Annotated in this window: 18 protein-coding genes; 10 read left to right on the forward strand and 8 right to left on the reverse strand. The window is 63.9% G+C overall.

The genetic code is table 11. The annotated features are described in order from the left end of the window. The first annotated feature begins 417 nt into the window (after positions 1-417). From AC5ZG1_RS18995 to AC5ZG1_RS19015, 5 genes are all read left to right on the forward strand, one after another. Positions 418-1047, forward strand: coding sequence for an HAD-IA family hydrolase (locus AC5ZG1_RS18995; RefSeq protein WP_456642377.1), 630 nt, complete (start codon positions 418-420; stop codon positions 1045-1047). A 9-nt stretch (positions 1048-1056) separates the two neighbouring features. Further along, positions 1057-2268, forward strand: coding sequence for a molybdopterin molybdotransferase MoeA (locus tag AC5ZG1_RS19000; RefSeq protein WP_456642376.1), 1212 nt, complete (start codon positions 1057-1059; stop codon positions 2266-2268). A 201-nt stretch (positions 2269-2469) separates the two neighbouring features. Then, entirely contained in the window at positions 2470-3171 is a 702-nt protein-coding gene (gene lexA / locus AC5ZG1_RS19005) for a transcriptional repressor LexA (RefSeq protein WP_028162734.1), read from the forward strand. A gap of 293 nt (positions 3172-3464) precedes the next feature. Then, on the forward strand, positions 3465-3890 hold the full coding sequence (locus tag AC5ZG1_RS19010; RefSeq protein WP_456642375.1) for a hypothetical protein: 426 nt from the start codon (positions 3465-3467) through the stop codon (positions 3888-3890). Between the two features lie 140 nt (positions 3891-4030). After that, a complete protein-coding gene (locus AC5ZG1_RS19015) occupies positions 4031-4252 on the forward strand; it encodes a hypothetical protein (protein ID WP_496133742.1) in 222 nt (73 codons plus the stop codon). 9 nt (positions 4253-4261) lie between these two features. Here the strand turns inward: AC5ZG1_RS19015 and AC5ZG1_RS19020 are convergent, their stop codons facing one another. After that, positions 4262-6550 (reverse strand): ComEC/Rec2 family competence protein, encoded by a 2289-nt coding sequence (locus AC5ZG1_RS19020; protein WP_496133743.1) that lies wholly within the window; start codon positions 6548-6550, stop codon positions 4262-4264. 400 nt (positions 6551-6950) lie between these two features. On the opposite strand from AC5ZG1_RS19020, the gene AC5ZG1_RS19025 reads away from it, so the two are divergent. Beyond that, positions 6951-8279 carry an MFS transporter gene (locus AC5ZG1_RS19025; protein WP_496133744.1) on the forward strand — a complete coding sequence of 443 codons (1329 nt, stop codon included), beginning with the start codon at positions 6951-6953 and terminating at the stop codon, positions 8277-8279. Positions 8280-8433: 154 nt separating this feature from the next. Here the strand turns inward: AC5ZG1_RS19025 and AC5ZG1_RS19030 are convergent, their stop codons facing one another. After that, on the reverse strand, positions 8434-8796 hold the full coding sequence (locus tag AC5ZG1_RS19030) for an SPW repeat domain-containing protein (RefSeq protein ID WP_063623362.1): 363 nt from the start codon (positions 8794-8796) through the stop codon (positions 8434-8436). Between the two features lie 251 nt (positions 8797-9047). Between AC5ZG1_RS19030 and AC5ZG1_RS19035 the strand changes: the two genes are divergently transcribed. Further along, positions 9048-9230, forward strand: coding sequence for a hypothetical protein (locus AC5ZG1_RS19035; protein ID WP_028162740.1), 183 nt, complete (start codon positions 9048-9050; stop codon positions 9228-9230). A 115-nt stretch (positions 9231-9345) separates the two neighbouring features. Continuing rightward, a complete protein-coding gene (gene glnA / locus AC5ZG1_RS19040) occupies positions 9346-10776 on the forward strand; it encodes a type I glutamate--ammonia ligase (RefSeq protein WP_028162741.1) in 1431 nt (476 codons plus the stop codon). Positions 10777-10799: 23 nt separating this feature from the next. Here the strand turns inward: glnA and AC5ZG1_RS19045 are convergent, their stop codons facing one another. Further along, entirely contained in the window at positions 10800-11192 is a 393-nt protein-coding gene (locus AC5ZG1_RS19045; RefSeq protein WP_496133745.1) for a YybH family protein, read from the reverse strand. A gap of 11 nt (positions 11193-11203) precedes the next feature. Beyond that, a complete protein-coding gene (locus tag AC5ZG1_RS19050) occupies positions 11204-12901 on the reverse strand; it encodes a glutamine--tRNA ligase/YqeY domain fusion protein (protein WP_496133746.1) in 1698 nt (565 codons plus the stop codon). Positions 12902-13165: 264 nt separating this feature from the next. Here AC5ZG1_RS19050 and gltX point away from each other — a divergent pair, with 264 nt between their 5' ends. Together gltX and gltA are read left to right on the forward strand one after the other, a co-directional pair. Beyond that, on the forward strand, positions 13166-14590 hold the full coding sequence (gene gltX, locus AC5ZG1_RS19055; protein ID WP_496133747.1) for a glutamate--tRNA ligase: 1425 nt from the start codon (positions 13166-13168) through the stop codon (positions 14588-14590). Between the two features lie 163 nt (positions 14591-14753). After that, positions 14754-16058 carry a citrate synthase gene (gene gltA, locus AC5ZG1_RS19060; protein WP_496133748.1) on the forward strand — a complete coding sequence of 435 codons (1305 nt, stop codon included), beginning with the start codon at positions 14754-14756 and terminating at the stop codon, positions 16056-16058. Positions 16059-16153: 95 nt separating this feature from the next. Here gltA and AC5ZG1_RS19065 read toward each other — a convergent pair whose 3' ends face one another. From AC5ZG1_RS19065 to lpxA, 4 genes are all read right to left on the reverse strand, one after another. Next, positions 16154-17488: a carbohydrate porin gene (locus tag AC5ZG1_RS19065; protein ID WP_496133749.1), complete on the reverse strand. Its 1335-nt coding sequence runs from the start codon at positions 17486-17488 to the stop codon at positions 16154-16156. Between the two features lie 335 nt (positions 17489-17823). After that, entirely contained in the window at positions 17824-19011 is a 1188-nt protein-coding gene (gene lpxB / locus AC5ZG1_RS19070) for a lipid-A-disaccharide synthase (RefSeq protein WP_496133750.1), read from the reverse strand. Beyond that, positions 19011-19868: an LpxI family protein gene (locus AC5ZG1_RS19075; RefSeq protein WP_208822698.1), complete on the reverse strand. Its 858-nt coding sequence runs from the start codon at positions 19866-19868 to the stop codon at positions 19011-19013. The genes lpxB and AC5ZG1_RS19075 overlap by 1 nt, the downstream gene beginning before the upstream one ends. A 19-nt stretch (positions 19869-19887) precedes the next feature. Next, on the reverse strand, positions 19888-20685 hold the full coding sequence (lpxA, locus tag AC5ZG1_RS19080; RefSeq protein ID WP_208822696.1) for an acyl-ACP--UDP-N-acetylglucosamine O-acyltransferase: 798 nt from the start codon (positions 20683-20685) through the stop codon (positions 19888-19890). Positions 20686-20787 lie beyond the last annotated feature (102 nt).

The following is a 20787-nucleotide window of genomic DNA, read 5'->3' on the forward strand; positions in this document are numbered from 1 at the left end:
CGTGCTTTTTGTTGCACGGGACCCATGGGTGCAACCGGCACCCGGCTTTCCCTGCGCCCTCTGTTCGATGAGAGGGCCGAGAGTAACGCAAAGCTCGGGCGAACAACGCCGCGAGAATGCGGACTCACATCCTCATGCTGTTTGAAAGTTGAATCAGAACCCATCCCCGTCATTGCGAGCGCAGCGAAGCAATCCATCGCGCCACTTGCGGAGAAATGGATTGCTTCGCTGCGCTCGCAATGACGGTGGAGAGAGCGTTTCCCAGGACTACGGTCGTAGGATGGGTAGAGCGAAGCGAAACCCATCATTCGCGCCGCTTGCTCCATCGGGATGGGTTTCGCTTCGCTCTACCCATCCTGCAGGCCCGCGAACGAAGACATTGCCGCCCCCTTGGGATTTTCGTACACAACCGTCGCCATGACCCAACCGTCCCTTTCCCCCGGCTCCGCCGATGTCCTGTTGTTCGACCTCGGCCGCGTCGTGCTCGATATCGATTTCGGCAAGGTGATGACCACCTGGGCCGGCCATGCCGGCTGCGAGCCCGGCGAGCTCGCCACCCGCTTTGTCATGGACGAGAGTTACAGACATCACGAGGTTGGCAAGATCGATGACGCCGCCTTCTTCGCAGGCCTGCGGCAGTCGCTCGGCATCAGCATCTCCGACGCCCAGTTCCTGGAAGGCTGGAACGCGATCTTCGCCGGCGAGATGCCGGGAATCGCCGAGCACCTGGCGCGCGCCAAGACGCGCCTGCCGCTTTATGCGTTCTCGAACACCAATCCGCCTCATATCGAGCATTTCTCGACAGCCTATTCGGACGTGCTCGGCCACTTCCGTCAGATCTTCTTCTCCTCGACGATCGGGCTACGGAAACCTGACGCGGACGCCTATGATTACGTGATAAAGGCGATCGGCGTGCCGGCTTCGCGCATCGTGTTCTTCGACGATTCCGCCGAGAACATTCGCGGCGCACGGGCGATAGGTCTCACGGCCATTCACGTCACATCGCCGGATGATGTGACGAACGCGCTTGTCGCGCTCGGAATTTAGGAGTTGCCCGTGGCACTGATGCCGGTCGCCGATGCGCTTGCCGCGGTCCTCGCCGGCGCGGAACCATTGCCGGAAGAGATGGTCGCGCTCGATGCCGCCTATCACCGCACGCTTGCCCGTGACGTCGCGGCAAAACGTACTCAGCCGCCACTCGCGATGTCGGCGATGGATGGCTATGCGGTGCGATCCGCCGACGCCGCCGACTTGAGCGCGCGGCTGAAGGTGATCGGCGAAGTCGCCGCGGGCCGGCCGTTCGGTCGGGAACTTGGTCCGCGGGAAGCGGCACGGATCTTCACCGGAGGCGTCATTCCCGCCGGCGCCGATGCGGTCGTGATCCAGGAGGACGCCCAGGTCGATGGCGATCACATCACCATCACCGAGGCCGCTGTCGCCGGGCGGCATATCCGGCCCGCCGGCGTCGATTTCCGCGAGGGTGACGTGCTGCTCAGGCGCGGAAGCCGGCTGACCGACCGCGCGCTGTCGCTGGCGGCGTCGATGAACTATCCGGAACTCCCCGTGCGGCGCCGACCCAAGGTCGCCGTGCTCGCGACCGGCGACGAACTCGTGATGCCGGGCACCTCTCCGGGTCCAGGCCAGATCGTCTATTCCAACGGCTATGCGCTGCGGGCGATGGCGCGTGCGGAAGGCGCTGAAGCGATCGATCTGGGGGTCGCCGCCGACACGGTTGCCGCCACCACTGACGGCATCCGCCGCGCGCATGCCGCGGGCGCCGACATCCTCATCACCACCGGCGGCGCCTCGGTCGGCGACCATGACCTCGTGAAGCCGTCGCTTGAGGCCGAGGGCGTGACCATGGCGTTCTGGAAGATCGCGATGCGGCCGGGCAAGCCGATGATGCATGGCCGGCTCGGCGCGATGCGAGTGATCGGCCTGCCCGGCAATCCGGTGTCGTCCTATGTCTGCGCCTATCTGTTCCTGGTGCCGTTGATTCGGGCCCTGCTCGGCCGCTCGGCGATTCATCACGTGACGGAAAGCGCCCTGCTCGGCCGCGATCTCGCCGCCAACGATCAGCGCGAAGATTATCTTCGTGCGCTACTCGAAGAGCGCGACGACGGCACGCTGATCGCAACGCCGGTCACCAAGCAAGACAGTTCGCTGCTTGGGAATCTCACTGCGGCGCAGGCACTTGTGATCCGTCCGCCATTCGCGCCAGCCGCAGCAAAAGGCGCGCCTTGCGACATCCTCCGATTGCCTGAATGACGCGGCGACCAGCATCTACCGGAGCATCTCTGATCGCGTTCACCAGAAATTAAGTGGTTGCGGAACACATATCGAACATATAGTGTCCGTTCATGATTTGTTTCGAAACTCGCTGTCTACGAATGGGAGTGCGTGACTCCCGAGATCAGCTCTTCTCAAGTCTCGGATCGAACGACGCTACCAACCGGGGGAATGCTCGCGATGCTTACGCGCAAACAGTATGAACTTCTGCGTTTCATCAACGAACGGCTGAAAGAGGCCGGCGTGCCTCCTTCCTTCGACGAGATGAAGGACGCGCTCGACCTGCGCTCGAAGTCCGGCATCCACCGCCTGATCACGGCGCTGGAGGAACGGGGCTTCATCCGCCGCCTGCCGAACCGCGCCCGCGCGATCGAGGTGATCAAACTGCCTGAGCTCTCCGCTGCCGGCAACGGCCGCCGCGGCTTCACGCCGAGCGTCATCGAGGGCACGCTCGGCAAGCGCACGACCAGCGCGGCCGTGGCCGAAGACGATGGCAACCGTCCCGTCGCCGTTCCCGTGATGGGCCGGATCGCGGCGGGTACGCCGATCGAGGCGCTGCAGACCCGCAGCCACACCATCAGCGTGCCGCCCGACATGCTCGGCTCCGGCGAGCATTATGCGCTCGAGGTGCGCGGCGATTCCATGGTCGAGGCCGGCATCCTCGACGGCGACATGGCGCTGATCCAGCGTAACGACACCGCCAACACCGGCGACATCGTGGTGGCGCTGATCGATGAGGAGGAAGCGACGCTGAAGCGCTTCCGTCGCCGCGGCGCGTCAATCGCGCTTGAGCCTGCCAATGCGGCCTACGAAGTCCGCATCCTGCCGCCGAACCGGGTGCGGATCCAGGGCAAGCTGATCGGGCTTTATCGCAAGTACTGAGCCGACGAGGACGCAGCAGCTCGTCTGGTACTTTGGTGGGTGATCTGCCCTCAAGGACACTGACAAGAACGATTTAGAGTGATTAGAATAAGAGCCCCGGTAAGTTCGCCGGGGCACTCTCGATGCAAGGAGATGTGCGGCAGCGCCTCCTATCGTGTTTGTGAACGGCTAGAGGGCGCGGGCCGTACAAATGCCAAGAACGGAGCAGAGGCTTATAAGTTATCGTCCACTCTGATAGAGGCCTGCGCCTCTTCCCAGGCACGGGTCGGCTATCTCGAATGAGGAGCAATCCGATGTGTGACTATAGCCTGCATGCCGTGGCGACGCGTCCCGCCCAAGTTGGAGAGACGCTTATCACCACCACCTTCCGCGGCACTTCGACCCGCGGCTTCGCTTCGGAAAGCGATCCGACGGTCGCAGTCTGCATGCTTCCCGGAACCGAACTCGCGTTCGCCGATAACGTCCGCTACGACAATCGCTGGATCTGGACCAAGACGACCGGCTTCCGTGTCGGCAAGTTCAACCAGATCGATGCGCATATTCGGGATCGTCATCACGACGCGATCGAATTCCCCGATGGCAGCCATGTGCTGGTGACCCAGCTCTGCGAAGGGCAGCGGGCGACCGTGCTGCAATTGCCAGTGACGCATCATGTTGCAGAGCCGGCACCGAAGGCGGTCGACCAGCGCCCCGCGCCGAACCCGCTGTTCATCGGCTGAGAGCTTCGGGCAGCGTGCGCCGCCGGTCTCGGCCGGCGGGACGTTGCCGCGGGTGAAAAACAAAGTATTTCGAGCGGCCCCGGAGGCCATCCGGGGGCGCATGCGGTTTTTTGTTGAACTACTCGCAAGGGGCATGATCGGTGGTCACCAAGATCACATGGCAAAAAGCCGGACGGGTGGCCCAGCCCGGCCGATACATGTTCAGGTTCGGCTGGCTCACCGTCGCAGCGGAAGATCTCGCGATCTGGGAGCGATTTCCGGATGCGAGCTTCACGCTCGTGCAAGTGCCGTCGCATTCGGGCGGTCCGGACGAATTTCGGCTCGGCGCCTTCGAGCTGCCGGCCAGCGCCGGTGGAGATTGACGGGGGCGCTCAGTCTTCCGGCTGCAGGTCGGACTCGGACGGGGTCGCATCGATGGCGCGCGGCGCGGGTGCCCCTTGGATCCGGATCGTGGTCTCGGGTTCGCCTTCGCCTGACACCGCAGGCGACCACGGCCGGTCGAGGCCGGCGGGCTTGACCGCATCGATGACGAAGTCGTTCCGGTTCCGCCGCAGCGCCAGCCCGCCCTGCCGCCGCAGCCGCTCGGCATCGATGACCGCCGCCGCACAGCCTTGTGGCACCGGCCGTGCGGTCACGATCAGCACCGCCCGTTCGCAATCGTCCGCGAGCGCCTCGGATCGCCGCGTGAGCGCAACGAACGCGCCACCGGCCACAGAGGTCACGCAGCCGCTCTCATCGCAGGACACGCCCTCCGTGAGCGACGGGTCGCTTGCAGTGCGGGCATCGGCATCCGCGGCAAGCCACTCCTTGGCGAGAAACGCGTCCTTCGCGGTCCGCATCAGGTGCAACCGCCCGTCACCGCCGCGGACGGCGACATTGCGGCCGTCGCCGGAAATCAGGATGTCGGGTTGCGGCGCCCTCACCGCCCAGACCACCGCAATGAGAAGCACCGCCGCGCCGGCGAAGCGCAGCGGCGTGCGCAACAGCCCGAGCAGGATGACGCCCAGGCTCGCGGCGATCAGCGGGCCGATCCCGAACGCACTGACGTGGCCGACTGCGCCCGGCAGCGCGGCGACCCATTGCGCAACCACGATCATCCAGTCGATGCCGCTGCCCATGATCGCCCAGAACACGCCGTCGAAACCGAACGGCATCGCCAGCAAGCCGAGGAGCCCGGCCGGCATCACCAGCGCCGACACCACCGGCATCGCCGCCAGATTGGCAAGCACGCCGAAGGGCGCCACCCGATGGAAGTGAAAGGCGGCATAGGGCGTGGTCGCCAGCCCCGCTACCAGCGAGGCCAGCAGCAGCATCGCAATCTCGCGCCCGCCCCACAGCGCGATCCGCGCGGTCGCGGAATGATCGGGCGCGGCAAACAGATGCGGCATGCCAATCTGCACCAGCGCCACCAGCCCGAGGGTGGCCGCAAACGACATTTGAAAGCTCGGATGAACCAGCGCTTCCGGTGCGATCGCGAGCACGATCATGGCCGCGACGGCGAGCGTCCGGAACGTCACCGCGCGGCGGTCGACCATGACGGCGATCAGCACCACTGCCGTCATGAAGAACGATCTCTGGGTCGCGACCTCCGCTCCCGACAGCAGCAGATAGAAGGCGGCAGCGACCAGCGCCGCGGCGGCGGACCATTTCTTGATCGGAAAGCCTACAGTGAGCACCGGGAACAGTGCGAGCAAGGCGCGGACTGCGAAGAAGACCACGCCCGCGACCACCGCCATGTGATAGCCCGAGATCGAGAGCACGTGGCCGAGCCCCGAGATGAACATCGCATCATTCACCGGCTCGGAGATCGCATCGCGCCGGCCGGTCAGGAGTGCGGTCGCGATCGCGCGATTGTCGCCTTCGAGCACGTTGCGGATCCGCGCATCGATCGCATCGCGCATGCCTTGCATGAACGCCGCATAGCGCAGCGCAAATCCGCGGCCTTCCGGCGACGCCGTCGTCTTGATCGCGCCGAGTACGAAACCGGAGGCGCCGATGCCCTGGAAATAGAGATCGCGGCTGAAATCGTAGCTGCCGGGCCGTAAGGGAGCGAGCGGCGGCTGCAGCCGTGCCTTCAATTCGACGAAGCTGCCGACGTCAGGGGCAGTGCCCTTCTTCACCGACAGCCTGACACGCTCGAGCTTCGGCGCGCCGCGCTGGCTTTCGATGCTCGCGACGCGCAGCACGAAACGGTCGGTACGCTCGCGGATGTCACGTGTCTCGACAAATCCGGTGAGCGACACCGAAAACATCGGCCGCGCCAGCACGCCATGTGCGACCCGCGCGGTGCGCCAGGTGGCAACCGCAAAACCCGCCGCAACGGCGGCAATGATGACGGCGGCAGCGAACGCCTGCCGCCGCCTGAGCAGGAACGCGACAGCGCATAGCGCGATGGCGACGATGGCCGCGACCGACAGCACTGGCTCATGGTCGGCGGCGAAGTAAAGCGCGATGCCGCAGCCGAACGCGACCGGCACCCAGGGCAGAAGCCGTCCGGCGCCCGCTTCCGCCCGGACCCACTGGCGCAACGTCTCGACGATTGGCGGCCAGGCGCCGACGCCGATCGGGGCATAACCACCCGCCGGCGCCACCGCCTCGCGGGGCGGCCAGGTGCCGGCATAGCCGCGCCTGCCGCCCGGCGTCCTGCCCTCGTCCGACATCCTGCGCCCTGGAGTATTCCTGCTTCAACAAAGCTACCGGAACCGGGTATCCGCGGGATAGCGGAACAGATGCGGAATACGGAGGAAAGAACGCCCTGCCGGCGCGTTTCCGATCTTAGCGCTCCAAGCCCGATTGAGCCGAAAGTCTCATAAGGCCACAGTCCCATTGAGGATTAGACTACTCTCACGCCTCCACCCGGACAGATGGGAAAGAGGCAGTGGTGGCTCGCGGTTCGAAGACCGCTGGAGCCCTTCTCAGGTGGTTCAAGGCTTCCCTGAGACCGGCGTTGCGGACGCAACTCGCAAATCAGGCCTGTAGCGTCACGCATCACGCGCACTCCGCGAGCGAACAGAGCGCTGAAAAACGCGAGGAGAAGCCTTTGAACCGAAGGAGCAGCACATGGCAATTCAAGTACCGAGCGATTTTCGCCGGGTGATCGTTGCCGCGTCGGTCGGAAACATCATCGAATGGTATGACTTCTATATCTTTGGCAGCCTGGCCGCCGTTCTGTCGGTCAAGTTCTTCGAACAATCCCACCCCGTCGCAGCCCTGCTGAGCACGATCGCCCTGTTCACTGCAGGATTCCTGATCCGTCCGCTCGGAGCATTCCTCTTCGGATGGATGGGCGACCGGGTCGGCCGCAAGTACACGTTCCTCATCACGCTCACCGGAATGGGACTGGGAACGGGCGCGATCGGCCTGATCCCGACTTACCAGTCGATCGGTCTCACCGCCGCGTTCGTGCTGTTCGGGCTGCGCATGATCCAGGGCCTGTGCCTGGGTGGCGAGTATGGCGGCGCCATCACCTATGTGGCCGAGCATGTGCCCGACGACAGACGCGGCTACTACACAGGCTGGCTCCAGACCTCGCCGACGCTCGGGATCGTGGTGTCGCTGGCCGTGATCATTCTGACCCGGATCTATTTTGGCGATCAGGCCTTCAACGAATGGGGATGGCGCGTTCCGTTCCTGCTGTCATTCCTGCTGGTGGCCATCGCCATCTACATCCGCCTCCAGCTCCAGGAGACGCCGATCTTCCAGGAGATCAAGGCCCGCGGGCAGATGACCAGGAATCCCTGGAAGGAGGCGTTCCTTAGCTCGAACATCAAATACATCGGAATCGCCATCATCGTCCTGATCGGACAGGGCGTGGTGTGGTACAGCGGTCAGTTCTGGGCGCTGTACTTCCTGCAGCAGGTCTCCAAGGTGGACGCGCTGACCTCGTCGTACATCGTCGGGGCTGCGCTGCTACTTGCGACGCCGAGCCTGATCTTCTTTGGCTGGCTGTCGGACCTGATCGGCCGCAAACCGGTGATCCTGGGAGGCATGCTGCTTGCCGCGATCACCTATTATCCGCTGTATCTGTGGCTCGGAACGGTCACGCACCCCGGAAACATCAACTATCCGATCGCAATCTTCATCATCTTCATCCTCGTCTGTTACGTCGGGATGGTGTACGGGCCGGTCGGCGCGTTCCTTGCGGAGTTCTTCCCCAGCAGAATCCGGTACACGTCGGTGTCGGTGCCGTATCACATCGGCAATGGCTGGGGCGGCGGCTTGGTGCCGTTCATCACCTCGGCGGCTTTCGCCGCCACTGGCAGCGTCGGCTACGCGCTGATCTATCCGATCCTAGTTCCTGCGATCTGCTTCGTGCTCGCCGTTTTCCTGATGCCGGAAACGAACAAGACCAGCATCTGGGAGCAGGTCGAACCGAGAACCGCATCGTGACGCCCAATAGCCCTTGCCCCGGGGGCTACCAAGCCCTGTGGCGGGGGAATCCAACATCCGGCAGGAGCGGGTCGACACCTCTGCCGCAACAATCCCCTCGCGCCGGCCGCTACCGCGTAGCGGTCGGACCGATGGCTCGGCCAAACCCGCCTTCTCAGCCGGCGCGGTGATGCCAGCGATCGTGCCACCAGGCGGTGAAATCACGATCCGTCAGCAGCTCCCAGCCGGCCAAGAGGATCACCAGCATGCCCGACAGCACGCTGCTTACCGTCGCCGAGACCTGCTCGTAGCCGACCGTCCACGGTGCCAAGAGCAGAGCCAGTCCGAGCAGCATCTCTCCCCATTCCTCCAGATAGGACGGAATGACAAATGCCTCGACGGCAAACAGGATGACAGCCAACCCAAGCGCGATGGTGATCCAGACGGCCGCTCCGCCGAAGCCCAGGGCAAACGGCGACCCGACCAGCCACACACCCACCAACAAGCTGGCAACGTCCTGCCAGTGTTGAATGCGCATGACGCTCACCTCCCCTCTCCCATGCATATGGTCACGCGGCGCGGCGCCGGAAAGACATCCCGCCTGACCTGCGTTGTGTTGCGGCTCTCCGTGTTCCGGAGCCGCTTCCCGCCGCCCATCACCCGGAAAGCACGCTTGCAAGTGCGCCGCAGCAGGATGCAAACTGCTGCGCTCAATCAGGTGTCAACGTCTACGGCTCTCGGCCCGACCGGAATTCAAGGTTGCGTCCAGAACGAGAGGAGCATGACGCCATGCGAGAAATCGAAATCCACGATTATGCGCGGCAGCTCTTGGAAGCACATGGTGCCAAGGCCATTGCGGAAGCTGCGCAGAATGCCATCGAGCTCGAGGCAAAGGGCGAGGTCGAACTCGCCAAGACCTGGCGGCATATCGAAGACGCCATGAAGCTGATGCGCGGGCCGCACCAAAGCTGACGCTCCGGTGCGGCAACCGCGAACGTGGCGCAGGATTCGTCGCAAGCCGCTTTAACGCGCGGCGGAGCGACAACATGACCTCTAGTGACCGGCTCTCCATGACAGGAGCGAAGCCATGTTTCCCAGATGTACGACAGCCGAAGATCTCGTGAAGGCGATCACCGATGAGAAGGTGCAGATGATCGACCTGCGCTTCACCGACCTGCCGGGGGTGTGGCAGCATTTTTCCGTCCCGCCGAGCGCGGCGAGTATCGATGCTCTCAGCGAGGGCATTGGCTTCGACGGCTCATCGATCCGCGGCTTTCAGGAAATCCAGGAAAGCGACATGCTTGTCGTCGCAGATCCGACCACGGCTTTCCTCGACCCGTATTCGCTGGCATCGACCCTGGTCCTGATCTGCAACATCCGCGACCCCGTGACCGGTCAATCCTATAGCCGCGATGCTCGCTACATCGCGCAGAAGGCCGAGACCCATCTGAAGGGCACCGGGCGCGCCGATACGAGCTACTTCGGTCCGGAGGCGGAGTTCTTCGTGTTCGACGACGTCCGCTACGGACAGGGCATCAATTACGCCTTCCACGAAATCGATTCCGGTGAAGGCAGTTGGAACACGGGCAAGGAGGAAGTGCCGAATCTGGGCCACAAGCCGCGCCCGAAAGAAGGATACTTTCCCGTTCCCCCCACCGACAGCATGCAGGATCTCCGCGCCGAAATGGTGCTGACGATGGAAGAACTCGGCATCCAGATCGAAGCCCATCACCATGAAGTCGCGACCGGCGGCCAGAACGAGATCGACATGCGCTTCACCACGCTCACGCGCATGGCGGACAATCTGATGATCTACAAATACGTGGTGAAGAACACCGCGAAGCAGCATGGCATGACCGCGACGTTCATGCCCAAACCGCTGTTCGAGGACAACGCTTCAGGGATGCACGTTCACCAGTCGCTATGGAAGGGCGAGACCAATCTGTTCTACGACAGGGGCGACTATGCCGAGCTGAGCCAGCTTGCCCGCTACTATATCGGCGGTCTCCTGACCCACGCCTGGGCGCTGTGCGGGCTTTGCGCGCCCACCACGAACTCCTATCGGCGCCTGGTGCCGGGCTATGAGGCCCCGATCAACCTGGTCTACTCCCAGCGCAACCGCTCGGCCTGCTGCCGCATTCCGATGTATTCGCCGAACCCGAAGGCCAAGCGCGTCGAGTTCCGCTCGCCGGATCCTTCGTGCAATCCCTATCTGGCTTTCTCCGCGATGCTGATGGCCGGCCTCGACGGCATCAACAACCGGATCGACCCGGGCAGCCCGATCGACAAGAATCTTTACGACCTGCCGCCCGCCGAGGCGAAGGATGTGAAGTCGACGCCCGGATCGCTGGACCAGGCACTCGACGCGCTCGAGCGCGATCACGCCTTCCTGCTCCGTGGCGACGTCTTTACCGCCGACGTGATCGAAACCTGGCTCGACTACAAGCGGAAGAAAGAGGTCGATCCAATCCGGCTACGCCCGCATCCGTACGAGTTCCACCTCTATTACGACATCTAGCGACGACCGCCCGGGTGACCCGCCTATTGGTCAATCAGCGGCGTCTTCGATGAAACGTGATGGCTGGCGATTTTCCAGTCGCCGTCTTCACGAACGATGACCCAGGTGATCTTGACTGAGAACGTCGGATCACTCTCGCCCAGAAAGAATGACGCGGTGCCAGCCATGTTGATGAGATCAGGGCTGACCTGCGCGGCGCGCACATCGGAAAACTGAACGGTCGGCGAGCGCCATTGCGGCAGGCCGTTGAAGTAGGCCGCAACCCCTTCCCTGCCGCGATAGAGCGTCGGATTGGAGCCGAAGAAGAACGCGCGCTCCGAATAGAGCGAAGCGAGTGCTGCGGCATCCAGCCTGCTGAAGCCGGCGGACCATTTTGCCATGATGGCGGAGACGATCTCCTCGGCTTCGCCCTGCATCTCGCCCGCCCCTAGCTTTTGCCGCCGACTTCCTTGGCGAAGGTATCGCGGAGTCCAATGGTGCGGTTGAACACCATCTTGTCCGACGTCGAGTCGGCATCGCGCACGAAATAGCCCTGGCGCTCGAACTGCATTACCTCGTTCGAATTGCTCTCGGCGATCGCCGGCTCGATGCGCGCGTCCGTCAGCACTTCCAGCGACTGCGGATTGAGGTCGGCGGCGAAGTTGCCGGCGTCCGGACTGGGCGTCGCGAAGAGCTGGTTGTAGATGCGGATCTCGGCCGGTTTCGACTGCGCCGCCGGCAGCCAGTGCATGGTCGCCTTCACCTTGCGGCCGTCGGGCGCATTGCCGCCCTTGGTCGCGGGATCATAGGTGCAGCGCAGCTCGACGACCTCGCCGGCGTCGTTCTTGATGACGCCGGTGCACTTGATGAAATAGGCGTAGCGTAGCCGCACTTCGGTGCCCGGCGAGAGGCGGAAGAATTTCTTCGGCGGGTTCTCCATGAAGTCGTCGCGCTCGATATAGAGCTCGCGGCCGAAGGCGATCTTGCGGGTGCCGGCCGTGGGATCGTCGGGGTGGTTGATCGCCTCGATCTCCTCGACCTGCCCTTCCGGATAGTTCTCGATCACCACCTTGAGCGGCCGCAGCACCGCCATGCGTCGGAGCGCGGTGCGGTTCAGCTCCTCGCGGATGCAGAACTCCAGCATGCCGACGTCGACGACGCTGTTGGACTTGGCCACGCCGATCCGCTTGATAAACTCGCGGATCGCCGCTGGCGGCACGCCGCGCCGCTTCAAGCCTGCAATCGTGGGCATGCGGGGATCGTCCCAGCCGGCGACATGTCCCTCGCGCACGAGCTGGGTCAGCACGCGCTTGGAGAGCAGCGTATAGGTCAGGTTCAGGCGCGCAAATTCGTACTGCCTGGGCTTGGACGGCACCGGCAGCTTGTCGAGCAGCCATTCATAGAGCGGGCGATGATCCTCGAATTCGAGCGTGCAGATCGAGTGCGTGACGCCCTCGATCGCGTCCGACTGCCCGTGGGCATAGTCATAGCTCGGATAGATCGACCATGTGTCGCCGGTGCGCGGATGGTGTGCGTGCAGAATCCGGTACAGCACCGGGTCGCGCATGTTGATGTTGCCCGAGGTCATGTCGATCTTGGCCCGCAGCACGCGCGCGCCGTTCGGGAACTCGCCGGCCTTCATGCGGCGGAACAGGTCGAGGTTCTCCTCTACCGAGCGGTCGCGATAGGGCGAGTTCTTGCCGGGCTCGGTCAGCGTTCCGCGCGCGAGGCGGATCTCCTCCTGGCTCTGGTCGTCGACATAGGCGTCGCCCTGCTTGATCAGGCTTTCGGCCCATTCGTAGAGGCGCTCGAAATAGTCGGAGGCAAAATAGAGATTGTCGCCCCAGTCGTAGCCGAGCCAGCGCACGTCGGCCTGGATCGAGTCGATATATTCCTGCTCTTCCTTGGTCGGATTGGTGTCGTCGAAGCGCAGGTTGCAGTGGCCGGGAAACTCCTGCGCGATGCCGAAGTTAAGCGCGATCGACTTGGCGTGGCCGATGTGCAGGTAGCCGTTCGGCTCCGGCGGGAAGCGCGTCACGACGTGGCTGTGCGTCTTTGACGCGAGGTCAGCCTGGACGATGTCGCGAATGAAATCGCGTCCGGTCTCCGCCGCCACCGCTTCTGCCGCCACTGGTTCTGTCGTCATCGAGGGTTCCTATGCATGGTCCAGAAAACCGGAAGCCGCTTTCCCGAAAGATCATGCTCAAAAAAGGGATCAGCCGCCCTTCTGCCAAATTCGCCCCGGCCCGCCAAGCCCGCTTTCGAGGCCGCCGCTTTCGAGGCTGCCGCTTTCGAGGCTGCCTTGGGACAGCCCAAGTGGACAGCCAAGGCTTTGGTAAGGCCAAGGCTTTAGTTATGCGTTGTTCCTGCTATACACCAGCGCCGTTCAAGCCCGAGTTCGCATCCGGTCATGTCTGATTCCGTCGTCACACGCTTCGCCCCCTCGCCGACCGGCTTCCTCCATATCGGGGGCGCCCGCACCGCGCTGTTCAACTGGCTCTATGCCAGGAAGCACGGCGGCAAGATGCTGCTCCGGATCGAGGACACCGACCGCGAGCGCTCCACCAAGGAGGCGATCGAGGCCATCCTGGATGGCCTGACCTGGCTCGAGCTGAATTGGGACGGCGAGGTCATCTACCAGTTCAGCCGCGCCGCCCGCCACCGCAAGGTCGCCGAGCAGTTGCTCGCCGCCGGGCGCGCCTATCGCTGCTACGCCACGGCAGAGGAACTTGCCGCCATGCGCGAGAAAGCGCGCGCCGAGGGCCGCACTCGCCTCTACGACGGAATGTGGCGCGACCGTGATCCGGCCGACGCGCCAGCCGGGATGAAACCCACGATCCGGCTGAAGGCGCCCCTGACCGGCGAGACCGTGATCGAGGATCAGGTCCAGGGCCGCGTGGTCTGGCAGAACGAGAACCTCGACGACCTCGTCCTGCTGCGCGGCGACGGCACGCCGACCTACATGCTCGCGGTGGTGGTCGACGACCACGACATGGGCGTGACACATGTCATCCGCGGCGACGATCACCTGATCAACGCCGCGCGCCAGAAGCAGATCTACGACGCACTGGAATGGAACATCCCGAGCATGTCCCATATCCCGCTGATCCATGGCCCCGACGGCTCAAAGCTCTCCAAGCGCCACGGCGCGCTCGGCGTCGATGCCTACCGGGCGATGGGCTACCTGCCGGCGGCGCTGCGCAACTACCTGGTCCGGCTCGGCTGGAGCCATGGCGACCAGGAGATATTCTCCACGCAGGAGATGATCGAGGCCTTCGACCTGCCGTCGATCGGCCGTTCAGCGGCGCGGTTCGACTTCGCCAAGCTGGAGAACCTCAACGGCCACTATATCCGGCACAGCGACGATCAATCTCTCGTGACGCAGTTCGAGAACGTGCTGGACTACGTTCCCGACGGCGCCGCCATCAAGGCCAAGCTCAACGACGGGACGCGCGCGCAATTGCTGCGGGCGATGCCGAGCCTGAAGGAGCGCGCCAAGACGCTGATCGAATTGATCGCGGGCGCCTCTTTCATCTTCGCCGACCGGCCGATCCAGATCGAGCCAAAGGCCGCCGCGCTGCTGACGCCGGAAACGCGCGCGCTGATCGGCAAGCTTCGCGCGGCGCTGGAGACGGTCACCGACTGGCGGCTGGAGACCACGGAAGCCGCCATGCGGAATTTCGCGGAGCAGAACAATCTCAAGCTCGGCGCCGTCGCCCAGCCGCTCCGGGTGGCATTGACGGGACGCACCACCTCGCCGGGTATTTTCGATGTCCTGGCGGTATTGGGGCGGGAGGAAAGTCTTGCCCGGCTGGGCGATCAGTCGGCTGCGTAAGCCCCCTGCCATGCCCCTCCGAGGGTCCACCTTGCAGCGCACAGGGCAATAAGCTACGCATTCCGCGAGGCCTTCTAGACAATCCGGCTTGTCCCGACATCCGCCGTAGAAACGGCAACTCGGGCAGGCTCGATTTTCGCAACAATTCATCGGGGACTACACGATGGACGCACAATCCAGCAGCAAAACAGCTACCCTCACGATCGGCAACAAGACCTACGATTTCCCGATCCTGAGTGGCACCGTCGGTCCTGATGTCATCGACATCGGCAAGCTGTACAATCAGGCCGGCGTGTTCACCTACGACCCGGGCTTCACCTCGACGGGGAGCTGCCAGTCCAAGATCACCTATATCGACGGCGACGCCGGTATCCTCGAATACCGCGGCTATCCGATCGAGCAACTCGCCGAGCACGGCGACTTCCTGGAGACCTGCTATCTCCTGCTCTACGGGGAGCTTCCGACTCCGGCGCAGAAGAAGGATTTCGACTACCGCGTCACCCATCATACGATGGTGCACGAACAGATGGCGCGCTTCTTCCAGGGCTTCCGCCGCGACGCCCATCCGATGGCGATCATGGTCGCTGCCGTCGGCGCACTCGCCGCGTTCTACCACGACTCCACCGACATCAATGATCCGCAGCAGCGCATGATCGCTTCCATGCGCATGATCGCGAAGATCCCGACGCTGGCGGCGATGGCCTACAAATACACCATCGGCCAGCCCTTCATGTATCCGAAGAACTCGCTGAAGTTCGCCGAGAACTTCCTCAATATGTGCTTCGGCGTGCCTTGCGAGGAATACAAGATCAACCCGGTGCTCGCCGACGCGCTGGAGAAGATCTTCATCCTGCACGCCGACCACGAGCAGAATGCGTCGACCTCCACGGTGCGCATCGCCGGCTCTTCGGGCGCCAACCCGTTCGCCTGCATCGCGGCCGGCATCGCCTGCCTGTGGGGCCCGGCGCATGGCGGCGCCAACGAAGCCGCGCTGAACATGCTGTACGGCATCGGTAAGGTCGAGAACATTCCAGACTTCATCGCCAAGGTGAAGGACAAGAACAGCGAAGTCCGCCTGATGGGCTTTGGCCACCGCGTCTACAAGAACTACGATCCGCGCGCCAAGATCATGCAGAAGATGTGTCATGCCGTGCTGAAGGAGACCGGCCACGGCGACGATCCGATGCTGAAGGTGGCGATGGAGCTGGAGAAGATCGCGCTCAGCGACCAGTACTTCATCGACCGCAAGCTCTATCCGAACGTGGACTTCTATTCGGGCATCACGCTGAAGGCGATGGGCTTCCCGGTCGACATGTTCACCGTGCTGTTCGCGGTCGCCCGCACCGTCGGCTGGATCAGCCAGTGGAGCGAGATGATCGAAGATCCGCAGCAGAAGATCGGCCGCCCGCGCCAGCTCTACACCGGCGTCGCCCGCCGCGAATACGTCCCGATCGACCAGCGGAAGTAAGCTTCAAGCTTTCTGCGAAGTTTCAGACGGCGCCATCGTTCTGATGGCGCCGTTTTCGTTTGCGGCGGGCTGCGATCTCCACCGATGACGGCTTGCTAATACGCGATCGTGCTGCGTACGCCGATCAGTGCCCCGCTCTTCACAGGCGAACCCGGCAAGCCCCGATCAGGGACGTGTCCACCGGGATGGACGATGTATTCAAAGACAGGCTGAAGCGTCCAGCCTGGCTTGATCTGAGCCTGGTAGGAGAGCTCAATCGTGAGCTCGAAATCTCTAAGCGGCTGATGGACTCCAGTTAGGTCGATGATGTCGCGATCGAGCGCGCGCGCCCGATCGGAGATATGCGCGCAGATGAACGACGCTCCGAACTTGTCGTCAGGTCTGCCGGGCAGCAGTCCTGAGAACACGATTCCGGTGTCGACGAAGAAGTCGATCAGGTTGCGATCCGATGGAGTGCCCGAGATCCGGCTGAACACGGCGATGCCGCTTGCGGCATCCCCGCCCTCGGGGCGCCAGATCTGCTGATCGATGATGCCGTAGATGCCGCTCGACCCGCGAAACAGACGAGCGTTCCCGCTGCTGAACGGGCTCGCCTGCGAAAGGCCGGCATCGTCGAACCTCATGTCCGCGAACATCCCGAAGTGGTGCCATCCGCCAAGCCGCAGCGTGCCGGCCAGCCCGCGCGAATCCTTGTCCTGATTGTAGCGATACTGCAATTCCCCCATCAGCAAGGGCGGATCGTTCACGCGGAAATTGGTGCCGGCGCGATTGACGGTCGCCTGCCCGCCTGGATCGCCGTTGAACAATCCGACCAGGGTCGTCCAGCTTGGGCTGGGATCGAATTTCAGCCGGATGCCCGGCGTTGCGAGAGGATAAGCGGGACCGCCACTTGGCAAATTGCCACCGGCAATTGTCGGCCAATCGCTGCTGATGAGCGTCTTGCTGTAGTCGCTGACGAAGAACTCGGTGTCCGCCGCAAGCTGGCCGAGGCGGATGCTGAAGCGATCGTCGAACAATTTCTGCTCCAGCCATAGCTCGGACAACCGTGTCGACGGCACAGCCTCGATGTTGCTGATCGTGATCAGGCTCTCGAAATGCTGGTCGCGCAGCCCCGCCGTATGATGAATCTGGAAGGCGTTGGCGAAGAAACCCAGCCCTGACCACCCCGCGAGCTTCTCCAGGTCGGCCGCGACGAAGGCCTCGAGCTTGCCCTCATAGAGCCCACCGCGCCGCACGCCTCCGGACAGGTTGCGCAACGCTTCGCCGGTGTAGATCAGCCCATAACTGATCCCGCCTTCCGCGAGCCATTTGCGCACGCCGGTGGGATCGCCCTCGTCCGGCAGGCTGGTCGCGATCGACGACGGGGGAATGCCGTTCAGCGAAGCGGCGTCGTCAGCGGCGGCAGGCGCGGAAACCAGAAACGCAGCCACCAAGCCCACCACCACTGACACCTGGGATCGTCGACTGGAACTAGAGAGATGCAATTGCGATGCATTCGCAATTTCGTTGCGGACCTCTCTTAAATCGTCGACCTGACGCCGCACTCCCACAGTCGCCCCACCCCAGTTGCGAGTTACTCGCAATCAGGATTGACACAAGCAGTTCCGCCAGGCAAGCTTCATGCAACTAAGTCGCAACTGCAATAAGCTGCGGAGCCCTGCTTGGGGCCAAGCACGGCTCGAGCGGGACCGACCGTAAAGCTCATAGGGATAGATGAAGACGAACCAGATGCGCCGGCGTGCTGGCCGGGTGTCTTGAACGACGGCTAGTTCGTCGGCGGACCGTTCCGCATTGTCGCCAGCACGATGTCGGCGGCGCGAACGCTTGGCGGCTGGTCGCCGGTCGACATGATCGCGTCCATCGTGGCGAAGGCCTCGATCTGGCTGCGGCGCCGCGCGGAATCCGCGAGCACCTCGCCGAGCGCCTGCGACAGCTTTTCGGGCGTCGCGTTCTCCTGCAGGAATTCCGGGATCACCTCCCGGCCGATCACGAGATTGGCCAGGATCACCGATGGCACGCGGATCGCGCGGCGCAGGATGAAGGCCTCGATGGCGCCGACGCGGTAGGCCGTCACCATCGGAACGCCTGACAGCGCCAGCTCCAGCGTCACGGTGCCCGATTTGGCGAACGCGGCATGTGCGATCCTGAACGCGGCGCGCTTCTCGCTCTCGCCGACCACGATCTGCGGCTTGACCTGCCAGCCCTGCACACCCTCGCGGATCACAGCTTCCAGATGCGGCATGGTCGGAAGGACCGGCTCGAACACAACGCCGCTTGCGCGCAATCGCGCCAGCGTTTCGCCGAACAGCGCGAGATGATGCCTGATCTCGCTGCGTCGGCTGCCCGGCAGCACCAGCAGGACCGGCGGCTGCGCATCGCGCCGCTTTGCTTCCTCGTCGTTCGGCCGCAGCGAGGCAAACTGCTCGGTCAGGGGATGGCCGACATAGCTGCAGGGCGGCCCGCGCAGCTTGCGATATTCTTCCGGCTCGAACGGCAACAGCGCCAGCACGTGATCGACATAGCCGAGCATCGCGCGCGCCCTGCCCGGTCGCCAGGCCCAGACCGACGGCGACACATAGTCGACGATCGGAATGGTAGGATTGCGCGCCCGGACGCGACGGGCGACGCGATGGGTGAAGTCGGGGCTGTCGATGATGACCAGCACGTCCGGCGCCGCATCGATCACGGCATCCGTAGCGTGCCGGATCAATCGCAGGATTTTCGGCAACTGCTGCACGACAGCGGCAAGGCCGACAATCGAAAGTTCTTCGATCGGAAACAGCGACGTGAGGCCCTCGCGCGCCATCATGCGGCCGCCGACGCCGGCAAACTGCACGGCATCGCCGAGCCGCTGGCGCAGCACCTTCATCAGCGCCGCCCCGAGGCGATCGCCGGATTCCTCCGTCGCGATCAGGAAGATCTTGCGCGTGACGTCTGGGGCGCGGCCGTGCATCAGCTTGGCACACCGATGACGAACAGCCGTCTTGCGTCCGCAGCCTCGATCATCGCCTGCGGTTCGGCGGCAAGCGTATTGCCGGCAATGACGGCAATCCCGGCAAGGCCCGCTTTCGCGGCGCCCTCGACCGTGCGCGGCCCGACTGTCGGCAGATCGTAGCGCAGATCCTGGCTGCTCTTGGGCGCCTTCACCAGCACGCCGCGACCGCTCGGGGCACGGATGCGGCCGTCGGCACGCAGCCGCGCCACACGCGCCAGAAGCCCGTCGGTGCCCTCGATGTCCTCGACGGCGACCACATGCCCGTCGATCACAACCGCAGCCTGGCCGATGTCGAACGGGCTGAGCGCGGCAAGCACCTCGCGCCCCCTTGCAATGTCGGCGCTGGCGTTGCCGGCCGGCGTCGTGCGCGTGATGCAGCCTTCGGGCATCAGCAGATCCGGGGCGACATCCTTGATCCCGACCATGCGAAATCCATCCTGCTCGAGAATGCGGCCCACCCCCGATAGCAGATGATCGTCACCGCCTCGAAACGCGCGGATGACGTTTGCGAGAACACGGAGCGTCTTCAGATCCAGCCGGATTTCCGACAGCGCCGGCCGCATCAAGGTGCCGATGAAGATCAGGTCGCGGCAGCCCTCCTCGCGAAACAATCTGGTCGCCCGCCCGAGCTGGCCGACCGAAATCCAGCGATGGCGGAACCCCTCGACACGGACCGGATCGCACGCGCCGCGCAATGCGAACAGCACCGGCGCGATACCGCGTTTGGCAAGCGACTCCGCGACCGCAAACGGCATGGCGCCGCCGCCTGCGATGACGCCAACCGGAGAGGAAATCGCTGGAGCCGCTGACGTCATGGCTCGGGCGCCCCTCGCATCAGTGCTTGCCGTCGACAGCCGGAAGACAGAGCGGCCGCTTGCCTTTGCCGATGAAGGCGAGGATTTCGGCGATCGCCGGATCCTCGGCCGCCAGCGGCTGCACCGCGGCCAATCGCTCGGCGAAGACGCCCTCGCCATGGAATAGCTTCTGGTAGAAGGCGCGGACGGTCACCAGCCGCTCCCTGGTGAACTTGCGGCGCTTCATGCCGATGATGTTGAGACCTTCGAGCACGGCATATTGGCCGTTGGCGAGGCCGAACGGGATGATGTCGTCGCGCACGCCGCAGACGCCGCCGACCATCACCTGTCGCCCGATCCGGGTGAACTGGTGCACGGCCGAGAGCCCGCCGATATAGACGAAGTCCCCGATCTCGCAGTGACCGCCAAGCGTGGCTGATGTCGCAAAGATCACATCATTGCCGACCATGCAGTCATGACCGACATGGCTGTTGTTCATGAAATAGCCGCGGTCGCCGACGCGCGTCAGCCCGCCGCCTTTCACCGTGCCGATGTTCATCGTCACACCTTCGCGGATGGTGCAGCCGGTGCCGATCTCAAGCCGCGTCGGCTCTCCGCGGTAGCTCAGATCCTGCGGCGGTCCGCCCAGCACCGCAAACGGCGAGATCACGCATTCCGCGCCGATCGACGTATGGCCGGAGACGGTCACATGCGCATCAAGCTTGCAGTTCGCGCCGATCGCGACGTTGGGGCCGATGATGCAATAGGGGCCGATCGAGGTGCCCTCGCCGATCACGGCGCCATCCGCAATCCGCGCGGTGGGATCGATCATGCTCATTACGACAGGCCCGCTACTGGTTGATGCGCAAGCGCGCTAAACAATCGAATTTTCCGGCTGTTAGCGCGACATTGCCCGGCATGTCCAGTGACGTATCATGAC

This window comes from Bradyrhizobium sp. Leo78 (assembly GCF_059512425.1).

What these genes read in the sequence shown, in the direction of transcription:
- AC5ZG1_RS19035 (WP_028162740.1), top strand. Translation starts at nt 9,048, where the DNA reads ATGCGAGAAATCGAAATCCACGATTATGCGCGGCAGCTCTTGGAAGCA.
- AC5ZG1_RS19045 (WP_496133745.1), bottom strand. Translation starts at nt 11,192, where the DNA reads ATGCAGGGCGAAGCCGAGGAGATCGTCTCCGCCATCATGGCAAAATGG.
- lpxA (WP_208822696.1), bottom strand. Translation starts at nt 20,685, where the DNA reads ATGAGCATGATCGATCCCACCGCGCGGATTGCGGATGGCGCCGTGATC.
- AC5ZG1_RS19010 (WP_456642375.1), top strand. Translation starts at nt 3,465, where the DNA reads ATGTGTGACTATAGCCTGCATGCCGTGGCGACGCGTCCCGCCCAAGTT.
- AC5ZG1_RS19050 (WP_496133746.1), bottom strand. Translation starts at nt 12,901, where the DNA reads ATGACGACAGAACCAGTGGCGGCAGAAGCGGTGGCGGCGGAGACCGGA.
- lexA (WP_028162734.1), top strand. Translation starts at nt 2,470, where the DNA reads ATGCTTACGCGCAAACAGTATGAACTTCTGCGTTTCATCAACGAACGG.
- AC5ZG1_RS19020 (WP_496133743.1), bottom strand. Translation starts at nt 6,550, where the DNA reads ATGTCGGACGAGGGCAGGACGCCGGGCGGCAGGCGCGGCTATGCCGGC.
- glnA (WP_028162741.1), top strand. Translation starts at nt 9,346, where the DNA reads ATGTTTCCCAGATGTACGACAGCCGAAGATCTCGTGAAGGCGATCACC.
- AC5ZG1_RS19025 (WP_496133744.1), top strand. Translation starts at nt 6,951, where the DNA reads ATGGCAATTCAAGTACCGAGCGATTTTCGCCGGGTGATCGTTGCCGCG.
- AC5ZG1_RS19030 (WP_063623362.1), bottom strand. Translation starts at nt 8,796, where the DNA reads ATGCGCATTCAACACTGGCAGGACGTTGCCAGCTTGTTGGTGGGTGTG.
- AC5ZG1_RS19075 (WP_208822698.1), bottom strand. Translation starts at nt 19,868, where the DNA reads ATGACGTCAGCGGCTCCAGCGATTTCCTCTCCGGTTGGCGTCATCGCA.
- gltA (WP_496133748.1), top strand. Translation starts at nt 14,754, where the DNA reads ATGGACGCACAATCCAGCAGCAAAACAGCTACCCTCACGATCGGCAAC.
- lpxB (WP_496133750.1), bottom strand. Translation starts at nt 19,011, where the DNA reads ATGCACGGCCGCGCCCCAGACGTCACGCGCAAGATCTTCCTGATCGCG.
- AC5ZG1_RS18995 (WP_456642377.1), top strand. Translation starts at nt 418, where the DNA reads ATGACCCAACCGTCCCTTTCCCCCGGCTCCGCCGATGTCCTGTTGTTC.
- gltX (WP_496133747.1), top strand. Translation starts at nt 13,166, where the DNA reads ATGTCTGATTCCGTCGTCACACGCTTCGCCCCCTCGCCGACCGGCTTC.